This is a genomic window from Psychrobacter okhotskensis, from assembly GCF_013248965.1.
Taxonomy (GTDB): Bacteria; Pseudomonadota; Gammaproteobacteria; order Pseudomonadales; family Moraxellaceae; genus Psychrobacter; species Psychrobacter okhotskensis.
On sequence record NZ_JABRVQ010000002.1, the window covers coordinates 34,740 to 56,262 of the forward strand.

Annotated in this window: 16 protein-coding genes; 10 read left to right on the forward strand and 6 right to left on the reverse strand. The window is 43.0% G+C overall.

The window, feature by feature from the left end:
* Positions 1-26: 26 nt before the first annotated feature.
* Positions 27-1,607: a bifunctional phosphoribosylaminoimidazolecarboxamide formyltransferase/IMP cyclohydrolase gene (purH, locus tag HQR03_RS01595; RefSeq protein ID WP_173238914.1), complete on the forward strand. Its 1,581-nt coding sequence runs from the start codon at positions 27-29 to the stop codon at positions 1,605-1,607.
* Positions 1,608-1,761: 154 nt separating this feature from the next.
* Here the strand turns inward: purH and HQR03_RS01600 are convergent, their stop codons facing one another.
* Together HQR03_RS01600 and HQR03_RS01605 are read right to left on the reverse strand one after the other, a co-directional pair.
* The gene (locus HQR03_RS01600) at positions 1,762-3,636 is read right to left on the reverse strand and encodes a SurA N-terminal domain-containing protein (protein WP_173238915.1); all 1,875 of its coding nucleotides are present in this window, start codon (positions 3,634-3,636) and stop codon (positions 1,762-1,764) included.
* Positions 3,637-4,010: 374 nt separating this feature from the next.
* On the reverse strand, positions 4,011-4,283 hold the full coding sequence (locus HQR03_RS01605; protein WP_025653024.1) for an HU family DNA-binding protein: 273 nt from the start codon (positions 4,281-4,283) through the stop codon (positions 4,011-4,013).
* 572 nt (positions 4,284-4,855) lie between these two features.
* On the opposite strand from HQR03_RS01605, the gene HQR03_RS01610 reads away from it, so the two are divergent.
* The 8 genes from HQR03_RS01610 to fdx all read left to right on the forward strand — a co-directional run bounded on the left by HQR03_RS01610 (position 4,856) and on the right by fdx (position 12,256).
* The gene (locus HQR03_RS01610) at positions 4,856-5,500 is read left to right on the forward strand and encodes a hypothetical protein (protein WP_101211722.1); all 645 of its coding nucleotides are present in this window, start codon (positions 4,856-4,858) and stop codon (positions 5,498-5,500) included.
* A 504-nt stretch (positions 5,501-6,004) separates the two neighbouring features.
* Positions 6,005-6,514, forward strand: coding sequence for an Rrf2 family transcriptional regulator (locus HQR03_RS01615; protein ID WP_173238916.1), 510 nt, complete (start codon positions 6,005-6,007; stop codon positions 6,512-6,514).
* The gene (locus HQR03_RS01620; protein WP_025653022.1) at positions 6,511-7,737 is read left to right on the forward strand and encodes an IscS subfamily cysteine desulfurase; all 1,227 of its coding nucleotides are present in this window, start codon (positions 6,511-6,513) and stop codon (positions 7,735-7,737) included. Before HQR03_RS01615 ends, HQR03_RS01620 begins: the two co-directional genes overlap by 4 nt.
* 194 nt (positions 7,738-7,931) lie before the next feature.
* Positions 7,932-8,348 carry a Fe-S cluster assembly scaffold IscU gene (iscU, locus tag HQR03_RS01625; RefSeq protein ID WP_025653021.1) on the forward strand — a complete coding sequence of 139 codons (417 nt, stop codon included), beginning with the start codon at positions 7,932-7,934 and terminating at the stop codon, positions 8,346-8,348.
* 266 nt (positions 8,349-8,614) lie between these two features.
* Entirely contained in the window at positions 8,615-8,935 is a 321-nt protein-coding gene (iscA, locus tag HQR03_RS01630) for an iron-sulfur cluster assembly protein IscA (RefSeq protein WP_025653020.1), read from the forward strand.
* A gap of 177 nt (positions 8,936-9,112) precedes the next feature.
* The gene (gene hscB / locus HQR03_RS01635; protein ID WP_025653018.1) at positions 9,113-9,694 is read left to right on the forward strand and encodes a Fe-S protein assembly co-chaperone HscB; all 582 of its coding nucleotides are present in this window, start codon (positions 9,113-9,115) and stop codon (positions 9,692-9,694) included.
* Positions 9,695-9,943: 249 nt separating this feature from the next.
* The gene (gene hscA / locus HQR03_RS01640; RefSeq protein WP_173238917.1) at positions 9,944-11,824 is read left to right on the forward strand and encodes a Fe-S protein assembly chaperone HscA; all 1,881 of its coding nucleotides are present in this window, start codon (positions 9,944-9,946) and stop codon (positions 11,822-11,824) included.
* Between the two features lie 93 nt (positions 11,825-11,917).
* The gene (gene fdx / locus HQR03_RS01645; RefSeq protein WP_173238918.1) at positions 11,918-12,256 is read left to right on the forward strand and encodes an ISC system 2Fe-2S type ferredoxin; all 339 of its coding nucleotides are present in this window, start codon (positions 11,918-11,920) and stop codon (positions 12,254-12,256) included.
* 474 nt (positions 12,257-12,730) lie between these two features.
* On the opposite strand, the gene HQR03_RS01650 is transcribed toward fdx, so the two are convergent.
* A complete protein-coding gene (locus HQR03_RS01650) occupies positions 12,731-14,131 on the reverse strand; it encodes an adenylate/guanylate cyclase domain-containing protein (protein ID WP_101211719.1) in 1,401 nt (466 codons plus the stop codon).
* Positions 14,132-14,171: 40 nt separating this feature from the next.
* Here HQR03_RS01650 and HQR03_RS01655 point away from each other — a divergent pair, with 40 nt between their 5' ends.
* The gene (locus tag HQR03_RS01655) at positions 14,172-14,336 is read left to right on the forward strand and encodes a hypothetical protein (protein ID WP_156915669.1); all 165 of its coding nucleotides are present in this window, start codon (positions 14,172-14,174) and stop codon (positions 14,334-14,336) included.
* Between the two features lie 87 nt (positions 14,337-14,423).
* Here the strand turns inward: HQR03_RS01655 and HQR03_RS01660 are convergent, their stop codons facing one another.
* The 3 genes from HQR03_RS01660 to mfd all read right to left on the reverse strand — a co-directional run bounded on the left by HQR03_RS01660 (position 14,424) and on the right by mfd (position 21,365).
* Positions 14,424-16,625 carry a neutral/alkaline non-lysosomal ceramidase N-terminal domain-containing protein gene (locus HQR03_RS01660; RefSeq protein WP_244951954.1) on the reverse strand — a complete coding sequence of 734 codons (2,202 nt, stop codon included), beginning with the start codon at positions 16,623-16,625 and terminating at the stop codon, positions 14,424-14,426.
* A 315-nt stretch (positions 16,626-16,940) separates the two neighbouring features.
* The gene (locus HQR03_RS01665) at positions 16,941-17,372 is read right to left on the reverse strand and encodes an HIT domain-containing protein (RefSeq protein ID WP_173238919.1); all 432 of its coding nucleotides are present in this window, start codon (positions 17,370-17,372) and stop codon (positions 16,941-16,943) included.
* A gap of 219 nt (positions 17,373-17,591) precedes the next feature.
* Positions 17,592-21,365, reverse strand: coding sequence for a transcription-repair coupling factor (gene mfd / locus HQR03_RS01670; protein ID WP_173238920.1), 3,774 nt, complete (start codon positions 21,363-21,365; stop codon positions 17,592-17,594).
* Positions 21,366-21,523: the final 158 nt, after the last annotated feature.

The following is a 21,523-nucleotide window of genomic DNA, read 5'->3' on the forward strand; positions in this document are numbered from 1 at the left end:
TCAGGCTTTTTTTATGGAAATTTCTTATGAGTACAGCCCCACTTGCCCTACTGTCGGTCTCCGATAAATCCAATATCCTCGAATTTGCTCAAGGCCTTATTAAAGCAGGCTTTGCTTTGTTATCTACTGGCGGTACTTATCGACTGCTGACAGAGAATAATGTTGCGGTGACCGAAGTGTCAGACTATACCGGTTTTCCTGAAATGATGGACGGTCGTGTAAAGACGCTACACCCTAAAATTCATGGTGGCATCTTAGGACGCCGTGGCACTGACGATACGGTTATGAGCGATCATCAAATTGAGCGTATTGATTTGGTCGTGGTAAATCTTTATCCATTTGCCGAGACGATTGCTCGTGCAGATGTCACCATGAACGATGCCATCGAAAACATCGATATCGGTGGTCCTACGATGGTACGTTCTGCAGCGAAAAATCACGCCCACGTTGGTATCGTAACCGATCCTGCTGATTATACGCGCGTACTTGAAGCCTTGGGTGATGGCACTAAACTGACCACGTCCCTACGCTACGACTTAGCGGTGAAAGCCTTTGAACATACTGCACAATACGACGGTATGATTGCCAACTTCTTAGGTAGCCGAGTTAATGAGACTCAAGAGCCAGAGAATTTTTCACGCACCTTCAATGTGCAACTAGAAAAAGTACAAGACCTACGTTACGGTGAAAACCCACATCAAAACGCCGCTTTTTATACGGAAAATCATCCGCTAAAAAGTCAGCAAGCCTCTATTGCCACGGCGAAGCAATTACAAGGTAAGGCACTGTCTTATAACAACATCGCTGATACTGATGCAGCACTTGAGTGCGTAAAAGCGTTCAGCGCCCCTGCTTGCGTCATCGTTAAACACGCCAATCCTTGCGGTGTCGCGGTCGATGCCGACCAAGTCGCTGCTTACAACACCGCTTTTAGCACCGATCCTGAATCTTCTTTTGGTGGTATTATTGCCTTCAACCGCCCACTGACCGTTGCAGCAGCAAAAGCAATTATCGACAATCAGTTTGTAGAAGTCATTATTGCACCTAGTATCGAAGATGGGGTGCTTGAAGCAACTGCTGCTAAGAAAAATGTGCGCGTCTTGGTATGCGGCGAGCTACCAACACCTGAACAGCGCGAAAGCCAGCTCGACTATAAGCGTGTTAACGGCGGGCTACTCGTACAAGAGCAGGATCTGGGTTTGATTACCGCTAATGACCTAAAAATCGTCACTGACGTGCAACCAACAGAAGCGCAGATTGCAGATTTACTGTTCAGCTGGAACGTCGCAAAATACGTCAAATCTAACGCCATCGTTTATGCCAAGGGTCAACGCACTATTGGTGTTGGCGCTGGTCAAATGAGCCGTGTCAACTCAGCACGTATCGCCGCTATCAAAGCTGAACATGCAGGCTTAGCCACAGAAGGTGCTGTTATGGCCTCAGATGCCTTCTTCCCGTTCCGTGATGGCATTGATAACGCTGCTGAAGTAGGTATCTCGGCGATTATCCAACCGGGTGGTTCTATGCGTGATGACGAAACGATTGCTGCGGCTAATGAGCATGGTATCGCCATGGTATTCACTGGTATGCGTCATTTCCGTCATTAATCTGCTGTCAAGATAATGCTGTTCAGACAAATTTTTTAAGAATAAATCAAAATCGTATTGCATAAAAAAAGCCACTATCAATAGTGGCTTTTTTTATTTAAGATTTGATAAAGCTTATTTAGACAAAGGGTTTAACAAATGCCTTATAAGTGGCTTAACGTCCTTGCGCATTGGCCATATTAGTCTCATTAATTTCAACCTTATACACTAAACGTAGATACTCTAGATAGTCTTGTAGCTGATCTTGACCCAAATTATCACGGATAATAGATGCCGTTTGCGCACGTTGCATATCAGACAGTGGTGATTGTTGTTCGGTCTTGATACGATCACCAACCAATAACGTCGCACCCATCTCTGTTTTACTCGCAATGGCAACGACGCCATTATTGGCCGCTTGCTGACTAAATGCCAAGCCGCGCTCTTTTTCTGTCAATCGTGTGGTTTGACGATTGACTTCGCCTAAGGCTTGAAATCTGACCGGTTGCTTACCGATATCGGCCGTTGTTTTAATACCAGCCGCCAGTTTTTTAGCGTCTTTTAACGCCAATGCTGTAGCTTTTTGCTGACGTAATATCTGTGTGATTCTTGGCGTAGCCGCTGCCAGAGTAAGCGTTTTGGTAGGACGATAATTGCTTGGCTGTACCCATACCGTGCCATTACCAACTTCAATACCTGCCGTCACCGCTTGGTCTTGAATCGTAAACTCATCAAAAGCTTGCTTAATCACTGCTGGTTGCGACAATGCTGACTGGTTACCTTTTTTGCGATAATCTTTGATACGCTTTAGCGTCACGCCCTCTTGCTGAGCAATATCTTCGATACTAAAACCATCTGCTGCCAAATCATTAATCGCCGTGACTTTATCGGCATACATTTCCTGACGCTTATACTCTTTGGCCTTAATCGTTAGCTCTTCACGCATACTCTCGAGGCTAGGTACTTTACTACCATTGTCTTCGGTTACAGTAAATATCTGATAACCAAAGCTGGTCTTAACTGGTGCACTCACATCGCCAACGCTCAAGCCTTCCAAGGCTTTTTTAACTGCTGCTGCGTCATTGCCAAATACAGAAGGATTGAAGCGACCGATGTCACCACCCGTCTCTCCTGATGGATCGTCAGATTCCGTCTTAGCAAGCTTGCTAAAAGCCTCACCTTTATCCAAACGAGCTTTTACTTTATCTGCTCGAGCCTTGGCATCCTTACCCGTTATCAATATTTGACTGATTTTGCGCTCATCGACTACAGCCAGTCCTTGCTTATAGGCAGCGTACTGCTGCTCTAAATCTTCTGTCGTGACATCAGTAACTTGAACCGTCTGCGGACTCAATTGCAGGTAAGCCAAGTCGACCATTGCCGCACTTTTTAGCGTGTCTTTATTGGCATCATAGTAGGCTTGTATATCGTTTTTGCTCAGCTTCACTTGTTCTTGGTAATCCTGCCAATTAAAGCGATGCAACCAAATATTACGCGACTCTAGCTGTAGATCTATTAGCTGACTAACCGCTTGCATCGGATACACTGCCGTACCAACGATACTGGCATTCAGCTGATCGAGGCTTAACTGGTTACGAAACTCAGCAAACAGCTGATCTTTGGTCATACCGCGCTGACGCAAAAAGTTTGAAAACTGATCGTTTGAAAAATTGCCATCCGCATCTTTAAAGATCTCTTCTTGACGCAGTAGACGATTGATGGTGTCGTCAGAGACCGTCATACCCAGCTTACCCGCTTGCTGCTCTAGCAAAGTTCGATCAATCAGACCTTTTAGTACTTGCTCATGCAGCACATCTTCATTCAATAAACTGGCATCATCAATTTGCTCTAAGGTCTCAGTACGGCGATTATTAACAGCAGTCTGATATTCTGATAATCCAACACTTGCCTCACCTACTTGCGCAATTTGATTGGGATCGACACCGCCACCAAAGTAGCTTTCGACACCCAATAGAGCGAGCGGCGATAGGCATAAAATCAATAAAATGCGACCTGGCCAGCTTTTTAAGAAATCGCGCAATTTATCCATAGTTATCTCTGCTTTATTAACCTATATTGATGAAAGACCATTTAATGCTATCTAAGCAGGCAATGGCAAGGGTAAAAACCTGGGCAAGTTATAAGGGCAAAATAAGGCTTGTCTAAACAACCCCACTATCGCGCGCCTATGATACGTGATTTTTACGCTAGACTCAAAATATTCACGTTATATGATACAAACGATGGCTGTAAAAAAAGCACCTAATATTTAGGTGCTTTTTTTGCGGTTTCACTTATTACTTAGGCTGTAGCCAATCAATAAGCGATTCTCTATCATTTTACTATCAACAAACGCTATTTTTATTCGTATGACACGTCATTATGTAGGGTTTGTCTGTAATAGAGTGACTTAACTATATCGGCTTAGTTCAAGCGCTCTTTTAAGTTTTTACCAGCTTTGAAGCTTGGTACTTTGCTTGCTGGAATGCTAAGCTCTTCACCAGTCTTAGGGTTACGGCCAGTACGAGCCTTACGGTCTTTTACGCTAAAAGTACCAAAACCAACTAGTGAAATGCTTTCGCCAGCTTCTAGAGCTTCGCCAACGCTTTCCATAACAGCATTCAATGCATCGCCAGCTTGAGTTTTATTTAGACCACTTTTATCGGCGATGCTATCAATTAATTCTGACTTATTCATAAAATTTCCTTCAAGTTTAAGGGGGATAATAAACGCTCACGCCAGGTATTGTATCGCTCTCATAGCACTTAAGCAATAAAAACCACCTGACTCACGCATAAACAGGTTTCGCTTTGTTAACGTCTTTATATCAAGGCAGCATAAGGAGCGCAAGCAATTTTACATATTTTTGTGCACTGTACTACGTATTTGACACCCAATGTTACGCAAAAGATATGCAACTGAACATCTGACTGTTTTTTAACTCATACATTAAATAATACCTTTATGAGTTATTACCTTTACGAGTTATTCAGCTTTTGATGACAGCACTACAGATATTACTACGCGCAAATCCTAACAGTTTCGTTAACGATATATTGTTAGCAATATAGCTCTAGGGATTAGTGACATAACGCTAAGCATTAGTGAGATGATTTTAAGACAATTATTTGCTAAGTGACAGAAACCAACGTTACTTTTTATTATAAAGACGTTACTATAAGCAAAATCTTGCTATATGTTTTGAGTCGGCTTTGACTCTTGTTTGTCTTTTTGCCTCTAACTTGCCAAATAAAAAACGGATTATTTACATGAAGCGTACTACGTTGTCCACCTCTCTTCTTAATATTATTCTCGTGTTCGTCGAGTCGGCTCTGACCCTACTGTTACGTTTAGATCCCGAGCTACGTAAAGCCGCTTATCCACTTGCCAAGCAAGGCACTGTCGTTGCGCTGCGTTTGTATTTGCCTCATGTCGAGATTTTTGCCACTTTTAGCACCAAGGGCGTGTTATTAGATGCGCAGTTACCCATTGATCGTAGTGAGCCTGACGTGGTCATCAACGCTTATAGTATCCAAGTCATCAATGCCATCACGACCCACGATAGCGAAACGACTGAAAAACTACAGATGCGCGGTGAGTCCGTACAAGTACAATTGGTTAAGCAATTTATTATGCAGCTTGGTCTTGGTAGCTTGATTCAGGGTTTGATCAAAAAAATCAAAGGCGGCAAAGGCAAATCTAAGCCGACTGACGCGGAAATGGCCGAAAAGAAAGATGGCTATAAGCTCCGTATCAAAGAGCAGCAGACGCAAATCAGTACATTAACGACTAAGAATCGTGAGCTTGAAACCACCGTAAAGGAATTGCAGAGTAAACAGAAGACATTGATAATTGTGACTATTATGGCGCTTGTCATTATGATTGGCTCAGTCATAGCACTATTGATGAACTAGTTTTCGTTAATGATGGTGATATTTATTGATAAATAATAATGCACCTGTTAGGTGATTGCTTTAATGACCATTAAGCGTTTGATAGCTGCAATAAGCTACCAAACGCTTTTTTTATCGCTTTAATTTGCTAACCGTGAACTTGAAACAAATATAAAAGCTTAAATCGGTACAAAACTTTTATTATACAAGCCAGCTTTTACCCTACCTTAGCCACCATTGTTTTTATCAATCGTAGTAATCAATTGGATTAACCATTCATTGACATTTCAATCTTGACTAAATTACTCAGGATTAAGTATAATAGCTCTATTACAGCACATAACGGTTTAACCATCTGCTGTTTTGATAGCGAGGACGAGTAACTTTGTATAGTTAAATTAGTACGATCAATAATGTATTGCACATCTTATGTTGTACGATTCATATTGATGAAAATATTATATTTTTAACATACTAAGCTCGTTGTTGAATTTGGCTTATAACTGATCAGTTTGGAGAGATTTTATGCGTTTAACCACTCGAGGCAGATATGCCGTTACCGCTTTATTGGATTTGGCATTACAAACTAGCCAACAAGACAGCGCAGTATCCTTGTCCGATATCGCTAAGCGTCAATCTATCTCTATCTCTTACCTTGAGCAGTTATTTTCCAAACTTCGTAAACGTGGCTTGGTTACTAGTATTCGTGGCGCTGCAGGTGGTTATCATTTAGCCAAACCATTAGATGAGATAGATGTAATGACTATTATATCTGCCGTCGATGAATCAGTTAATGCGATGCAATGTGAAGGACGTGGAGACTGTCAAGGTGGTACAATGTGCTTAACCCATGATTTATGGTGCGCGTTGTCTAATCATATTGAACAGTACTTGAAAAATATAACATTAGCGCAATTATTAGATATGGAAAACGTGCAGTCAGTCTCAGAACGTCAGCACAAATCTACCAAAGATATTTCTATAAAAGACATCAATACTATTACCCTATCGACCAGCGAGGCAAACCCAGCATGAGCCAACATAACAACCTTATATACTTAGATTATGCCGCCACCACCCCAGTTGCTAAGTCAGTTGCAGCTAAGATGAGCGAATATCTGACGGTAGATGGCATCTTTGGTAATCCCGCCTCGCGCTCGCATGGCTACGGCTGGCAGGCAGAAGAAGCGGTCGAAGTGGCGCGTCAACAAGTGGCAGAAGTCATCAACGCCGATCCACGCGAAATCGTCTTTACCTCTGGTGCGACTGAGTCTGACAACTTAGCGATCAAAGGGGCGGCACATTTCTATCAGTCTCGCGGTAAGCACATCATCACCAGTAAAATCGAACATAAAGCTGTATTAGATACTTGCCGCGAGCTTGAGCAAGAAGGCTTTGAAATTACATATCTTGAGCCACAGCCAAGCACCGGTCTTATCTTACCTGAGCAAGTGAAAGAAGCGCTACGTGACGATACGATTTTAGTATCACTTATGATGGTAAATAACGAGCTTGGAACGATTACTGATGTCGCTGCTATTGGCGAAATTACTCGCGAAGCTGGTGTGGTCTTCCATGTGGATGGTGCCCAGTCAGTCGGTAAAATACTCATTAATCTTGAAGAGATGAAAATCGATTTGATGAGCTTTTCAGGCCACAAAGCTTATGGTCCTAAAGGCATCGGTGCGCTATTTGTCAGTCGTAAGCCACGTATTCGTCTAAAAGCAGAACAACATGGCGGTGGTCATGAGCGCGGTATGCGTTCAGGAACGTTGCCAACGCATCAAATCGTTGGTCTTGGCGCGGCATTTGCCCTTGCCAATGAGCGTTACGAAGAAGACCATGCCCATGCTGCAAAACTGCGCCAAAAACTGTGGGATGGTCTACAAGATATCGAAGAGATCTACCTAAACGGTGATTTAGAGCACAGCGTTCCTAACATTGTAAACATCAGCTTTAACTTCGTTGAAGGTGAGTCGTTGATGATGTCGCTAAAAGACTTAGCCGTATCGTCAGGATCAGCCTGTACATCAGCGACCCTTGAGCCATCATATGTACTGCGCGCTATTGGTCGTCCAGACGAATTGGCACACAGCTCAATTCGCTTTAGTTTCGGTCGTTATACTACTGAAGAAAACATCGATACGATTATCAAGCAGATGCACGAAGCGGTTGATAAATTACGTGCCCTATCACCACTTTGGGATATGTATCAAGAAGGTGTTGATTTAGATTCAGTCGAGTGGGCTGAACACTAAAACCTGAAACAATGAAGTACTTATTAGATACAGCTATTAAATGATGAATCAGACAATTATAAATATAGTTTTTATGAATTTTATTTTATAAATACCGTTTTTATTACCTAAATGTTTGACCCCAATTATCGATGAGTGGGTAGTGTTTCAACTTTCAGAAGCCACTGCTCATCATCTAACTAGGAGAAAACCCCATGGCCTATAGTGACCAAGTTATTGATCATTACGAAAACCCACGCAACGTCGGCAATCTTGATAAAAATGCCAAAAACGTTGGTACTGGTATGGTTGGTGCCCCAGCTTGTGGCGATGTGATGCGTCTACAAATCCAAGTCGATGATAACGGTATCATCGAAGATGCACGCTTCAAAACTTACGGCTGCGGTTCAGCAATTGCCTCAAGCTCGCTCGTTACCGAGTGGCTAAAAGGCAAAAGCTTGGATCAAGCTGGTGAGATTAAGAACAGTCACATTGCTGAAGAATTAGCATTACCACCCGTAAAAGTGCATTGCTCTGTTCTTGCAGAAGACGCCATTAAAGCCGCTATTAGCGACTATAAAGGTAAGCATGGCGCAGCAGCTGCTGTTATGGCAGAAGAAGCGACTAGCTAAGCCTATTAGCGTAAGCATTGTATTTTGAGTATTATAATAGCAATACTTTAGTAGTTGTGTTTAGCATCGCTACTAACGCTATAGAGGTGACAATGACGCTTATGTAATTGTCACCTTTTATTTTCTAGCAGTTATTAATTATTAATTTAGTTATTAACTCATCGTTATCCAGATGTTATTTTGGCAAGCCCGTTGTTTTGGTTGTCAGATCATCTACAGTTTTCTTAAATTATTATCTCTATTATTGATAGTCAATGGGAGTTGGCATGATTGAAATGACAGAACGCGCCGCTCAGCATGTTCGAGACTTTTTGGACAATCGCGGTAAAGGCGAAGGTATTCGAGTGGGTATCCGCACAGCGGGTTGCTCAGGTTTAGCTTACGTTTTAGAGTTCGTAGATACCCCTGACGAAAATGACACGCGCTATGAAAGCCGTGACGTCAGTATTTTTATTGATCCTAAGAGCTTGGTATATTTAGATGGCTTGTTGATGGACTACGAAAAAGAAGGATTAAACGAAGGCTTTAAGTTCACCAACCCCAATCAGAAAGGCGAATGTGGTTGCGGCGAATCCTTTACGGTTTAATGATAAAATAATTTGATTTTTCTGAGTTTAGGGTTTTTGACCTAACATTCGGGCGATGGTAAATAAGTGCTGCAATAGCCAATCTTAAATCAGTAAGCAGTGCAGCCAACCAAATAGTAAAGTAGCCACTGGCTAGATAAAACCTTAAAAATAAATAAAAAAAGCAAGGCGTATGATATGACAGACATTACTCAAGAAGCCCAGTTTGATAACTTCTTTGCCCTATTTGAGCAGCCGGTACAGTTTGACGTCAATCAAGAGAGTCTCGATCAGCATCTACGTCTGCTACAAAAACGCTATCATCCTGATAATGTCGCCAAGAACTTGACAGACGCCGCCCAAGCGCAACAGCAGTCTGAGCAAGCATCAGCATTGATTAACCAAGCCTATCAAGCGCTGAGTGCGCCTGATAGCCGTGCAAGCTATCTGTTAGATGTGGCAGGACAAGCACAAAACCTAGAACACTCAATCGCTGATTTAGACTTTTTAGAAGATGCGATGCAGATGCGTATCGAATTGGATGAGGCGATTGAAGATAAAAATCTCTCAACGTTACAACAGCTACATCCGCAGATTACAGAACGTTTGACCAAACAGTCTCAGCGTTTTAATAATGCTTACCAAAGCAAAGACTGGCAAACCGCGATTGATGCGACGCAAAAATTAAAATTCTTGGTCAAGTTAAATGCTGATGTGACAACGGGTCTTGATGAGGTCGCAACGTCTGAGCATTCAGATGATGATGATTTATACGTTTAGACAATGAATACTCAAAAGCTTGTATCATTGATAGTATGTGTAAGCTTTTCTAATTTATCGCTCTTATTTAAAGCAATATTCTAAAGCGGTGGTTAAAATAGTCTCAACGATACCGTATAATCCCATATTTTAAGCGCTATTAAACGCTACTCTCTTCTATGTTAGAGAAGAATCGCAGCCGTTAACTGTCATAGCGCCTATGTTGTATTTGCCCCATTTCACTTATTCATTTTATCTTTGAGTTATCTTATGTCTTTATTGCAAATTGCCGAACCCAATCAAAGTGCCCAACCTCATCAGCATCGTTTTGGCCTAGGGATAGACCTTGGTACCACGCGCTCATTGGTCGCTGTGGTGCGCTCAGGCAAGGCGCAAGTATTAGAAGCAGGCGCAGCTAATGACACTTTACTACCTTCTGTGGTCTATTATCCAAGTACTGGCAAGCCATTGGTTGGGTATGATGCCCTAGCCCACTTAGCGGATGATCCAAAAAATACGATCGTCTCGGCTAAGCGCTTTATGGGTCGCAGCCAAGCGGATATAAAATTCTCTCATCCTTACGAATTAAGTGGCAATAAAGATGACATGCCAGCTTTTGTCACCGCTCAGGGTGAAGTATCTCCTGTTGAGGTGTCAGCTCGTATATTAGCCGCTCTTGAGCAACGTGCAGCAAGCGCATTGCCTGAAGATAGTATTGCAGGTGCTGTCATTACCGTACCTGCTTATTTTGATGAAGCGCAGCGTCAAGCGACCAAAGATGCGGCGCAAGCGGCTGGTATCAATGTACTGCGTCTATTAAATGAGCCGACTGCCGCAGCCGTTGCCTATGGTCTCGATCAGCCTAATCAAGAAGGTGATAAAGAAAGTTATTACTTAATTTATGATTTGGGTGGTGGCACTTTTGACGTTTCTATCTTAAAACTAAATGACGGCGTTTTTGAAGTATTGGCCACAGGCGGCAATAGTGCGCTTGGCGGTGATGATATTGACCGCTTACTGACCAATTGGCTGATTAAGCAATTAAATATCGACCCCAAAGACGTAAGCTTGCATGACAAGTCAATACTTGCGCAACAAGCCAAAGCTTATAAGCAAGCACTAACTGATGCTGAACAGGTCGATATTGATATCACTGTCAATGAGCAGTCTTATCAAGGTGTGCTACGCCGTGAAGACTTGCTAACTATTGCAGAGCCCGTTAGCCGCCGCACGATAAGTGTCTGTGAACAAGTACTGCGTGATGCCAAGCTATCTACCTCAGACTTAGATGAAGTTATCTTAGTCGGTGGCTCTACCCGTATGCCAGCTGTACAGCAGGTAGTGACTGAGTTTTTTGCTAAAGAGCCGCTTTGCCGTCTAAATCCAGATGAAGTTGTGGCTTTAGGCGCTGCCCAAACGGCGCATCAATTGGTCAACGGTGATAGTGATAACAATCTATTGCTATTAGACGTAACGCCGCTATCGCTCGGTCTTGAGACCATGGGTGGTCTGGTTGAGGTACTGATTCCACGCAATACACCTATTCCTGTCAAAAAACGCCAAGTATTCACTACCTATCAAGATGGTCAAACAGGTATGGTGATTCATGTGGTACAAGGCGAGCGTGAGACAGTAGATAACTGCCGCTCACTGGGCCGCTTCGAGCTATACGGTATCCCGCCAATGAAAGCTGGCTTTGCCCGTATTGAAGTGACCTTTAGTATTGATGCCAATGGTCAGCTGACCGTCAGTGCGCAAGAAACCACGACTAAGACAGAAAGCAAGATTGAAATCGTGCCGTCTTATGGGCTATCTGATGAACAAAAAGAACAGTTACTGATTGCTGGATTTAAATACGCAGAAGAAGATAAAAATGCACGCTCTTTAATTGAGACCAAAGTAGAAGCGGAACGTGAAGTTTTAGCACTGCAATCAGCACTTAATGAATTTGCTGCCTTACTGACATCTGATGAACAGCAATTATTGGCTGAGCAAATACAAGCATTACAAACCACGCTCAGTACTGATGATTTGGCGCTTATTGAGGCACAGCAAACAAAACTCAAGCCTCATAGCGATGCCTTTGCTGCTCGAATTATGAATCAAAGCGTCAAAGCCAGCATGGCAGGTACGAGTGCTAAAGACTGGTAGCAAAAATATCGAACCAATACAGCTTAGCAATTTTACTAAGCTGACCTCTTATATTTTTATTTTTTTAATTGATTAGCATCGGACAGACAATTTATGCCAAAGATTACCGTACTACCCCATCATGAAATTTGCCCTGAAGGCACTGAAGTCGAGCTAGAAGCTGGCAAAAATTTATGTAAAGCATTATTAGAAAAAGGCATTAAGATTGAACATGCTTGTGAGATGTCAAAAGCATGTACGACTTGCCATGTAGTTGTCCGTAAAGGCTTTGATAGTTTAGATGAGATGGATGATATCGAAGCTGACTTATTAGATCGTGCTTGGGGATTAGAACCTGACTCACGCTTGTCCTGTCAGGTCATGCTTGATGATGATGACTTAACTATTGAGATTCCTAAATATACGCTTAACCATGCAAAAGAAAATCATTAAGCACTCGCAGCATTAGCTTCTTGCTCCCTATAATATCTAGGTATTGTAAAAAAGGTCAGTTCATTGTTAAAACAATGAACTGACCTTTTTTTTGGAAAAACTTAAAGAAAGAGCGTATCTAAAGCTTTTCTAGGGCGTGTCCTCATTTTAAAAATGGTGATAAAAATGAGGTAGATTGCAGTCAAACAAGGAAAATAGTGCAGATAATATCGAGATATTACCTAGCTATTTGACGATGTTTGGCAAGATTTAACCATTTTTAACCCATTTAGATTGCTATTGGTTGAATTGAGGACACGCCCTAATGACGATTATTATTACTCTTATTCAAGCTATAGTCAGTCCAATATTAAAAAGATACAGCGGGACTGGGATGCTTAGTTTTTAATATGAGTTTTGCAGCCTCTGTCGGCGTAGGCACAGCAAGCCAGAAAAACTTATAACAGTTTCGCGTTATTAAATAACGTATCCATTTTATTTAGTATCGACTATATTAGCCTCAAGCGCCACCGCCTCTTCTTGCTCAATACGTTCAAGTGCAAGATTTAGGCGGTTTCTCACATCTTGATAATCACTGTCTTTCATATCTTTGAAGTTGAGGTGCAAATTAAAGCCAGGGAGTGTGTGGTCGACCCACTTTGATAAACGACCTTTATTGGCATCAGGATCAAGTACTTGCCATGCTTTAATCTTATCATCGAAGCCTTTTAATTGATAAGCACCTGAATAATCACACTCATAATCGTGACAAATATAATCATGCGTACTTTCGCTAACGAGTATTTCACCCTTGCCAGCACTGGCTTCAAGCCTTGATGCTAAATTGGCTTCTTTGCCAATCAGCGTATAACTCAGGCGATTGTTACTACCAAAATTACCGACATGGCAGTAACCGGTGGTAATACCAATACGTATGTATAAACCATCAAAACCCATGAGTCGCCATTTTTGTCGTAACGTGCGCATTTCACGGCGCATATCTATAGCCATGGCAACACAGTCCAAGGCATCTTGCCGAGCGCCACGACTGTCCGGTTCGCCAAAAAAACACACCATACCATCACCAATGAACTTATCAAGTACTGCGCCGTGTTTATGCGCAATCAAGGTCATACAGTGCATATAGGTATTCAGAATATCGGCCAAATTATCAGCACTTAGACTATCAGACAATTCAGTAAAGCCAACGATATCTGAGAACATGATGGTGAGCTTGGCCCGTTTATTCGAGACACTAATAGGGCTATCTGCTTTTACAATGGGCTCCCAAATTTGTAGAGGAACAAAGCGTGTCAGTTTACTAATGACAGACACCATAGTATTTAGACGCCCACCTGCTTGTAACGCGCTGGCTTCGTAGCCAATGTATTGATGATAAATGTAGCGAAAATGAAAAATAATGACGGTCATACTCGTAATCAGCACGATGGCCGGTAGCCAACCTTCATAACAGTCCATCCCAGTACCGTGTAAAGTAACGCTGACATAATAAAAAATAATGATGGTTACTACCGATACCGCTATCAGCTTTAAGTGATTTTCAGGACTACTTATGATAATACGAATAGCTATCAACGCCGCTAAGCTAATGGACATCACGGTGCAGAACTGTAGAGAACCTATCACTGCAGACAACAAAATAATGACAATATTAGACGTCCAAAAGCTGGTTTGGCGACGATAGTTGTAAATAAGAATCATGAGGCTTGGCAGAGAGATGATAACGAGCAAAGCCATTGACATTGGGCTAAACTCAAAATGCACAGCCATCAGTACAACAGTTAGGATTAAAACGAAGACTTCTGGATAGTCAAATCGATAAATCCCATCGTCCTGCAACAGGATTTTCGGTCTTAACTTATCTAAAAGGGTCATAAGGAATGTTCGCTTAAGCAAGACAAACTAATGAGAGTCAATGACAAATACATCAGCGCATGTCTATAGTAGCCATGATGACAATGACAAAAAAGAGGATAATAATAGTGATTGCTTATTATACGACAATAAGCTTATACAACCTATGTCATTGGTAACCAAAAGAATACCCTTGGTCGTTCCTTTTTCTTTCAAATACTTTTAAGACTCTCAAAATAAAAATAATTTACGGAAGTTATCACTTAAAACAATTATCAAAAAGCCAGATATTTAATATCTGGCTTTTTAGCATTCAAAAGATGGAAAATACTAGGGTCTGTTGAACAGTAAAAGTATTAGAAATGCCTGAATAAGGCTTAATTTTACGTGTCCAACCATTTTTCCAGTCGCCTTGATGGGTCAATCGATAAGTACCCGCTGGGGTATCGTTACTGATTCGCCAATCAACGATAGCCTTACTATAAGCCGCGCCTTCACGCTGCCAAGTATAAGTGGTATCAAAGTCGCTATCACTCAAATAATCGACCCACTGACCATTCTCAAAACGCTGTACTTTTAAGAAACTGTCTTCGGTACGTAGATTGTTTTTAGGATGAGCGCCGCGGAATACCGCAGTGGCAACCTGACCTTTTTGATAACTGGCTTTGGGCTGAGTGAGGGTTTGTCCCCAACTTTGTCTTAAAGGCTTGTCATCAAACACCACCCCCGGACGCTCATTAAACGATTTGCCTGAGCGATCAGGCGGCGTGGCGCTGTCATAAACCTCTATGCCATCCCGTAGCGCTTCGGCCAGTTGCGTATATTCTTGGACATAAGCAGCAGCTTGATAAGGGCCATACTCAGTAGACGCCCCTTCATAATGCTGGGTGGCAAACTCTTCTCGCGTACTTAAATAGCCGCTATAGTTATTGGCCAAGCCATTAATAATAACGGTATCAACTCCTGAGTCTTTTAGCTGTGCAAGTACTGCCGCGCGCATCCGTCGTCCGACCATGGTGGTCGGCTCGCCAGGAATAGCAACGAGAGCGATATTACCGATACGCATCAGCTGAACAGGTTGTTCAGTATTAATCCAGCCCCAGCTGCCAGTCGGTAATAACACCTGTTTTTCAGCCTGACAATCATCTTGGCTGACGGTTGAAACAATACCAAAGGCGCCGCGCGTCAAACTACCTAGGAAAGACTGGTCGACTTTATTAATATCATCATTAATGCGGAAATTTTCTCGCGTCATGCCCTCATACATACCCGGTATGTTCGATGGACCATTCTCGCCGCCAGCAGCAAACGAGTAACCGCGAGCTGGCATACATAGAATTTTATTGCCCGCGCCATTGGTAAATCTACCATCGACTTGATAGCCCTTTAAATCAACCCAACGGGCGCGTACGTCTACTGGTCCAGCAACGGCCACGCCTTGATTCCAAAGCTCAACCGCCTTATCAAGCTGCAGTTGCCCATCACGCCTGACGTTTTCCCACTCATTATCACTGCCTTGATAGCCTGGCTTTGAGTTGGCATTGCCGCCTGCCGCCAGCACATCACCCTCATCAGCATTGGCAAAAGCTGCGACAAACGGCTTGTCTGAATTTTTACCAAAAATCTTTTCAGCGCCGCGCTGAGCAAAACCTTTATTGTCAGCGCTTAGATGCATAAACTGATTACTAAAACTGGTTGGATGCAGTGCAAACCAATTAATCAGACCTACTGGCGTGCCATCGGCAGCATTCAGGCGCAGCTGAGTCATGGTCTCGTTAACATTACTATCAAAGTCTTTTGCATCGACATTATTGTCATAAGCAAATTCTGAGCGATTGAGCGTTGCACCTTTTAGCTCGCCTTGCGCCAAAGATAGCGTCCCGGGAGCCAAGGTATCGTGAGCACGCTTAATCGAGGTGACAATACCATTAACGATAGCATTGAAGTTTTGGCTGCTATAGCCTGATAAGGTATCATCAGTACTGGCAATTTGATACAGCTGTTGATGCGAGTAGCCGGCATTACCCACGTGGGTATGAGTGGCGGTAAGCATGACGTTATCATCATTATATAATTCGCCATAATCTGCTTCTAAGCGCTTGATGACCTCAAGCTTTACCGCGGTAAACATCGCCCCCATATCTGCTGAGACATAAACGACGCGTTTACCTTGATTTTGACTATTCGTATCCTCTCCGATAATAAAAGCATGAGAATATAAGCGGTCATTAATACCTTGCACAACCTGTCCAGAAGCATAACCAAACATGCCCGTCTCGGCAGCAGCACCGGTGATATCTGCCTTACCGCTACCAACGAGATATTGTGTTGTCGGCATTGCTCTTGTAGATGTCGCTGCCGTAGAAGCACTATAATTTAATGTGACAGAGCTATCTACTGGGGAGTCTTCAGTTGAATCCGTCTCACAGGCAGTCAAACCGAGAGCCGCGGTACAAATAGAGATAAGTAACATAGAAGGTCGTAGTAATGGGGATGTAATAGAGGAAGTAGCCATCTGTTATCCTTAACATAGAGTAAAATCTCAGACTGAAAACTTTCAATCTAAGACTAAATACCTCGAAGCGTTTCCAAAGCATTAAATCAAGCATACTGATTAATACGCAAAGAACGACTGCGAGCAGATAAGTTGGCTATATCCATTTAACCAACTCACTCTCTAATATAATGAATAACAGACAAATGTAAAACGATTTATGTTAACTCAGCTGAAATTATCATTAAATCTAACTTTACTATGACTTTTTTTAAATAAAAACTACTTTAATAAAAACATTGAGGCAAAACTGACAACTCATCATTTAATGCCTGATTACATTTGCCAATCAAACGGCATTTGATAATGACCACGTAATACCATCATCAGCGTTTGCTGCATCTGCGCCAATACTTCGTTGGTATACGGTATAGCAGGTACCCCCCATACTGGATTTGGCCACTGCATGTCGTTTTGATAGCGAACGATATGATGGAAATGTAGCTGCGGTACTTGATTGCCGAGTGCTGCCACGTTCATTTTATCAGCTTGGAAGGTCTTGGCCAATTGGCTTGATAACCAGCTAGATTCACGCAAAAACTGTACTTGGTCAGCCTCAGATAGCTCATATAACTCTTTGATACCGGATACGCGTGGTACCAATATCAACCAAGGAAACTGACAATCATTGATTAAACGACAGGTCGATAATGGGAAATCACCCACTAAAAAACTATCAGCAGCAAGTTTATGATGAAGTTGGAACATAATGACGGTTCTCTTGTTATGACGCTTGAATAAAAGGAATTAGAATTAATTCAAAAATTAATAAGCTATAAGGATAATAAGCTAAATATAGGATGTCGCTATTTTATCAGTTATCCAATCGATAAAATAGCGCCATGACTGATTGACTTAAGGTTTGATATTTACCTGAGCTAATTCATTTAGCGAATCTACTTAGGTTAAACGAATAAATCAATAAAGCTAAACAGTTTCTGCCACCATATGCTCATTAAAATAGCGTAATAGCTCTTGAATCGCGCTGACGCGCTGCTGCGGAGTTGCCAGTTTATCGGCATCCTGATAACGAATACCAGAGGCACCATTCATACGGTAGCGCTGACCATTGCTCTGAATTAACTTAATAATTGCTAAGGCATCGACTGGCGTATCAGGTGCAAACTCTAATGTCATGCTATTACTATTGGCATCAATCTTATTAATCTTTAGCGGCTCAGCTTGTATACGCAGTCCGTGAATAGCGAACAACTGCTTGGTTTTATCGGGTAATATGCCAAAACGGTCAATCATTTCGGTACGAATATCAGTCAGAGCTTCTTTGTCATCGGCATTACTGATGCGTTTATAAAATAATAAGCGCTGATGCACATCGTGTAGATATTCTTCTGGTATCAACGCTGAACTATGCAGGTTAATCTCGCTGGTCAGCGACAATGGCGTACTCAAATCAGGCTCTTTACCAGCTTTAATCGCTTTTGTCGCTCGCTCAAGCATATCCATATATAAGCTAAAGCCAATCGCTTGCATATTACCACTTTGCTGCTTACCAAGTATCTCGCCAGCACCGCGAATCTCTAAATCCTCACTTGCCAGCATAAAGCCTGCGCCCAGTGTATTAGCGCGCTCAATCGCGTGCAGACGGCGCTTAGCATCGCCTTTAAGACCTTTGATAGAAGGCACTAGCAGATAACAATAAGCCTGGTGATGACTACGGCCAACACGACCTCGCAGCTGATGCAATTGCGCCAAGCCAAACTTATCGGCGCGCTCAATGATAATGGTATTGGCATTGGGTACATCAATACCGGTTTCGATAATGGTCGAACAGACTAGCACGTTGAACTTTTTATGATAAAACTGCTGCATGACTTGTTCAAGTTGGCGCTCTTGCATTTGTCCATGAGCAACCCCTACTCGTGCTTCAGGAACCAGTTCACGTATGGTTTCTGCCATACGCTCAATGCTCGCCACATCATTATGCAATAAATAAACTTGCCCGCCACGCAGTAGCTCACGCAAGATAGCCTCTTTCATTAGGGCTTCTGTTTTTTGCATGACAAAGGTTTTAATAGCCAAACGACGTGCCGGTGGCGTGGCAATAATCGACATATCACGCATACCTGAGAGCGCCATATTAAGCGTTCTAGGGATGGGAGTCGCAGTCATCGACATACTATCCACATCAGTCTGAATCGCCTTGATACGCTCTTTATGACGCACGCCAAAGCGATGCTCTTCATCAACAATCATCAAGCCTAAATTAGAGAATTTCACATCGGGTTGTAATAGTTTATGCGTGCCGATAACGATATCAACCTTGCCAGCTGCTAAATCAGCCAATACCGTCTCTTGATGTTTTTTGCCACCGAAGCGCGATAGCGTTTCGATACGCACTGGCCAATCAGCAAAACGGTCGCGGAAATTGTCTTCATGCTGGCCGGCTAGCAAGGTTGTCGGCACCAATACTGCCACTTGATAACCGGCGCTGACCGCGATAAACGCCGCGCGCATGGCCACCTCAGTCTTACCAAAACCGACATCACCGCAGATAAGGCGATCCATTGGTTGGTTTTGCCTCATGTCTTCCATCACCGCATGGATAGCATTGGCTTGATCGGGCGTTTCTTCAAAAGCAAATTGACTGGCAAACAGCTCGTACTGTGATGGATCTATTTTAAAATGAATACCAACTTTGGCTTCGCGCCGTGCTTGCATATTAAGCAGTTCAGCCGCCACGTCATGGATTTGCTCGAGCGCTTTTTGCTTGGCTTTATCCCATTTGCCGCTGCCAATTTTATGCAATGGCGCAAGTGCAGGATCACCGCCGCTATAACGGTTAATCATTTGTAAATTGGCAACCGGTACATAGATACTGGCATCATCGGCATATTTCAAATGAATAAACTCTTGTTCACCATCGCCGACATCTAGCGTAATCAGTCCATTGTAACGTCCGATACCATGCTCGATATGCACCACTGGACTGCCTTCGGTTATCTCGGTAACGCTTTTAACCAAAAACTCTTCTGACACACCGCTTTGACGACGGCGGCGCGTTTGTAGTACTTGCCGACCAAATAACTGTGTCTCACTAATTAATACCAAACGTTCAGGGACATATACCCCGCGCTCAATAGGTGCAACGGTTAGCCCAACCTGTGGCAGCTTTTTAGCATTAAGACCAGTAGTTTTGTCGGCGGCTAAAAATGCCTCAAAGCTGTCATAAGCTTTGATATCAATTTTACCTTTAAACAGCTCGATGAGAATCTCGCGGCGACCCGCTGTTTCAGCGACAATCAATACAGGTGTTGCTGTTTGCGCTTGCAGCGCTAAAAATTCTAGCAGTTCAGTCAGTGGCTCAGCTTTTTGATGATTGACTGATAATTGCGGCGGCTCTAGCGCACTTAACGTCACCAAGCCTTGCTGCTTATTTGCCACAAGCGGCAGTTGTGGCTGTGAATCTGACTGCTCTTCAACTTGCAGCAATGATTTGTCTGCTAACAATGACGCATCTTCTAATAGCGAAGCATCGCTATCAATCGCAGCGACATCGGTCATGGTAGCCAATTCATTACGGGCACTGAGTATCACGCGTGGATAATGATTGAGGTGCTCGTTAAGCGTATTTGATAATAAATACAACCATTCAGGCGCGACGATGGGTTTATCAATATCATGACGACGTTCTTCATAACGGCGCTGAATCTGTGACCAGTAATCTGCTTGCTTTTCGTTGATCAGCTCATCTGTTATAAATAGCGCATCACTTGGTAGGTAAGCAAATAAGCTACTCTCAGCTTCCCAATCCTTTAAGTCAAAGAATAGTGGCTGGTAGTATTCAAGTCCGCTACTGGCGATACCTGCCATGACGTCTTTATGCAGCTCAAACTTACGGCTGCTGGTATTAGGGAACATCGCAGCAAAGTTAGTGCGAAAGGTCTCGCGCCCCTCATCAAGCGGAAACTCTTTGGCGGGTAAGATTTGAAACTGCTTAATGGGCTTTGAGATATCTGGCAGTTTATGCAGTAGCGACAGCGACTCTTTGCCCATGCTGCTATCGTTGCCGCTCATCATGGTTTTGATGTCATCGACGGTCAGTGTGCGCTGAGTCTGCGGATTAAAGAAGCGAATGGTTTCAATTTCATCATCGAATAAATCTAGACGTAGCGGAAACGGCTGACCCATGGCAAAGATATCAATAATACTACCGCGTACGGCAAATTCGCCCGGCTCAAAGACGTTTTCAACGGCACGGTAACCGGCCTTTGCCAATAAGCCACGTTGGGTATTGATATCGAATCGATCACCGACACTCAAATCAAAATGCTGCCCTATCAGCCAGCTTGGCGGTGCGACCCGATGCATCAACGCCTGTACCGAGATGAGCAGCACGCCTGACGCTGGCATATCGGTTAATAGATTGATACGTTCGCTGACGATATCTTGATGCGGTGACAGCTCATCATAGGTCAATGTCTCCCAATCAGGGAATACATAAGCATCGACGCCGCAGAATGCCAACTCTGTCTCTATCTGGTTAAGCTGGTTTTGGTCACGAGTTACCACGACTTTCAAACGGTCGGCAACATTCCATAGCGGCGTTTGCACCAGACTTGCCAGCCACAAACTACTGACTGCCCCATGCACAGGTGCCAGCCAACGGCGCTGGGCATTCTGGATAGGGAATAACTGCTGGTTAATCGGGTCAAAGGCGTCAGTCAAAGCAGTGATAGGCATAAAGAATAGGATCAACGTTAAGAGTCAGAAAGCTATTATACGAATATTTCAGCAATTACCAAAATTTATGCCGTAACGGTTTGTCACTTAGCATTTTTAATAAAAAACCAATAGCTAAATAGTTGATAAAACTTATATTCGTATATAAAGACAGAGTA

What these genes read in the sequence shown, in the direction of transcription:
- purH (WP_173238914.1), top strand. Translation starts at nt 27, where the DNA reads ATGAGTACAGCCCCACTTGCCCTACTGTCGGTCTCCGATAAATCCAAT.
- HQR03_RS01600 (WP_173238915.1), bottom strand. Translation starts at nt 3,636, where the DNA reads ATGGATAAATTGCGCGATTTCTTAAAAAGCTGGCCAGGTCGCATTTTA.
- HQR03_RS01605 (WP_025653024.1), bottom strand. Translation starts at nt 4,283, where the DNA reads ATGAATAAGTCAGAATTAATTGATAGCATCGCCGATAAAAGTGGTCTA.
- HQR03_RS01610 (WP_101211722.1), top strand. Translation starts at nt 4,856, where the DNA reads ATGAAGCGTACTACGTTGTCCACCTCTCTTCTTAATATTATTCTCGTG.
- HQR03_RS01615 (WP_173238916.1), top strand. Translation starts at nt 6,005, where the DNA reads ATGCGTTTAACCACTCGAGGCAGATATGCCGTTACCGCTTTATTGGAT.
- HQR03_RS01620 (WP_025653022.1), top strand. Translation starts at nt 6,511, where the DNA reads ATGAGCCAACATAACAACCTTATATACTTAGATTATGCCGCCACCACC.
- iscU (WP_025653021.1), top strand. Translation starts at nt 7,932, where the DNA reads ATGGCCTATAGTGACCAAGTTATTGATCATTACGAAAACCCACGCAAC.
- iscA (WP_025653020.1), top strand. Translation starts at nt 8,615, where the DNA reads ATGATTGAAATGACAGAACGCGCCGCTCAGCATGTTCGAGACTTTTTG.
- hscB (WP_025653018.1), top strand. Translation starts at nt 9,113, where the DNA reads ATGACAGACATTACTCAAGAAGCCCAGTTTGATAACTTCTTTGCCCTA.
- hscA (WP_173238917.1), top strand. Translation starts at nt 9,944, where the DNA reads ATGTCTTTATTGCAAATTGCCGAACCCAATCAAAGTGCCCAACCTCAT.
- fdx (WP_173238918.1), top strand. Translation starts at nt 11,918, where the DNA reads ATGCCAAAGATTACCGTACTACCCCATCATGAAATTTGCCCTGAAGGC.
- HQR03_RS01650 (WP_101211719.1), bottom strand. Translation starts at nt 14,131, where the DNA reads ATGACCCTTTTAGATAAGTTAAGACCGAAAATCCTGTTGCAGGACGAT.
- HQR03_RS01655 (WP_156915669.1), top strand. Translation starts at nt 14,172, where the DNA reads ATGACAAATACATCAGCGCATGTCTATAGTAGCCATGATGACAATGAC.
- HQR03_RS01660 (WP_244951954.1), bottom strand. Translation starts at nt 16,625, where the DNA reads ATGGCTACTTCCTCTATTACATCCCCATTACTACGACCTTCTATGTTA.
- HQR03_RS01665 (WP_173238919.1), bottom strand. Translation starts at nt 17,372, where the DNA reads ATGTTCCAACTTCATCATAAACTTGCTGCTGATAGTTTTTTAGTGGGT.
- mfd (WP_173238920.1), bottom strand. Translation starts at nt 21,365, where the DNA reads ATGCCTATCACTGCTTTGACTGACGCCTTTGACCCGATTAACCAGCAG.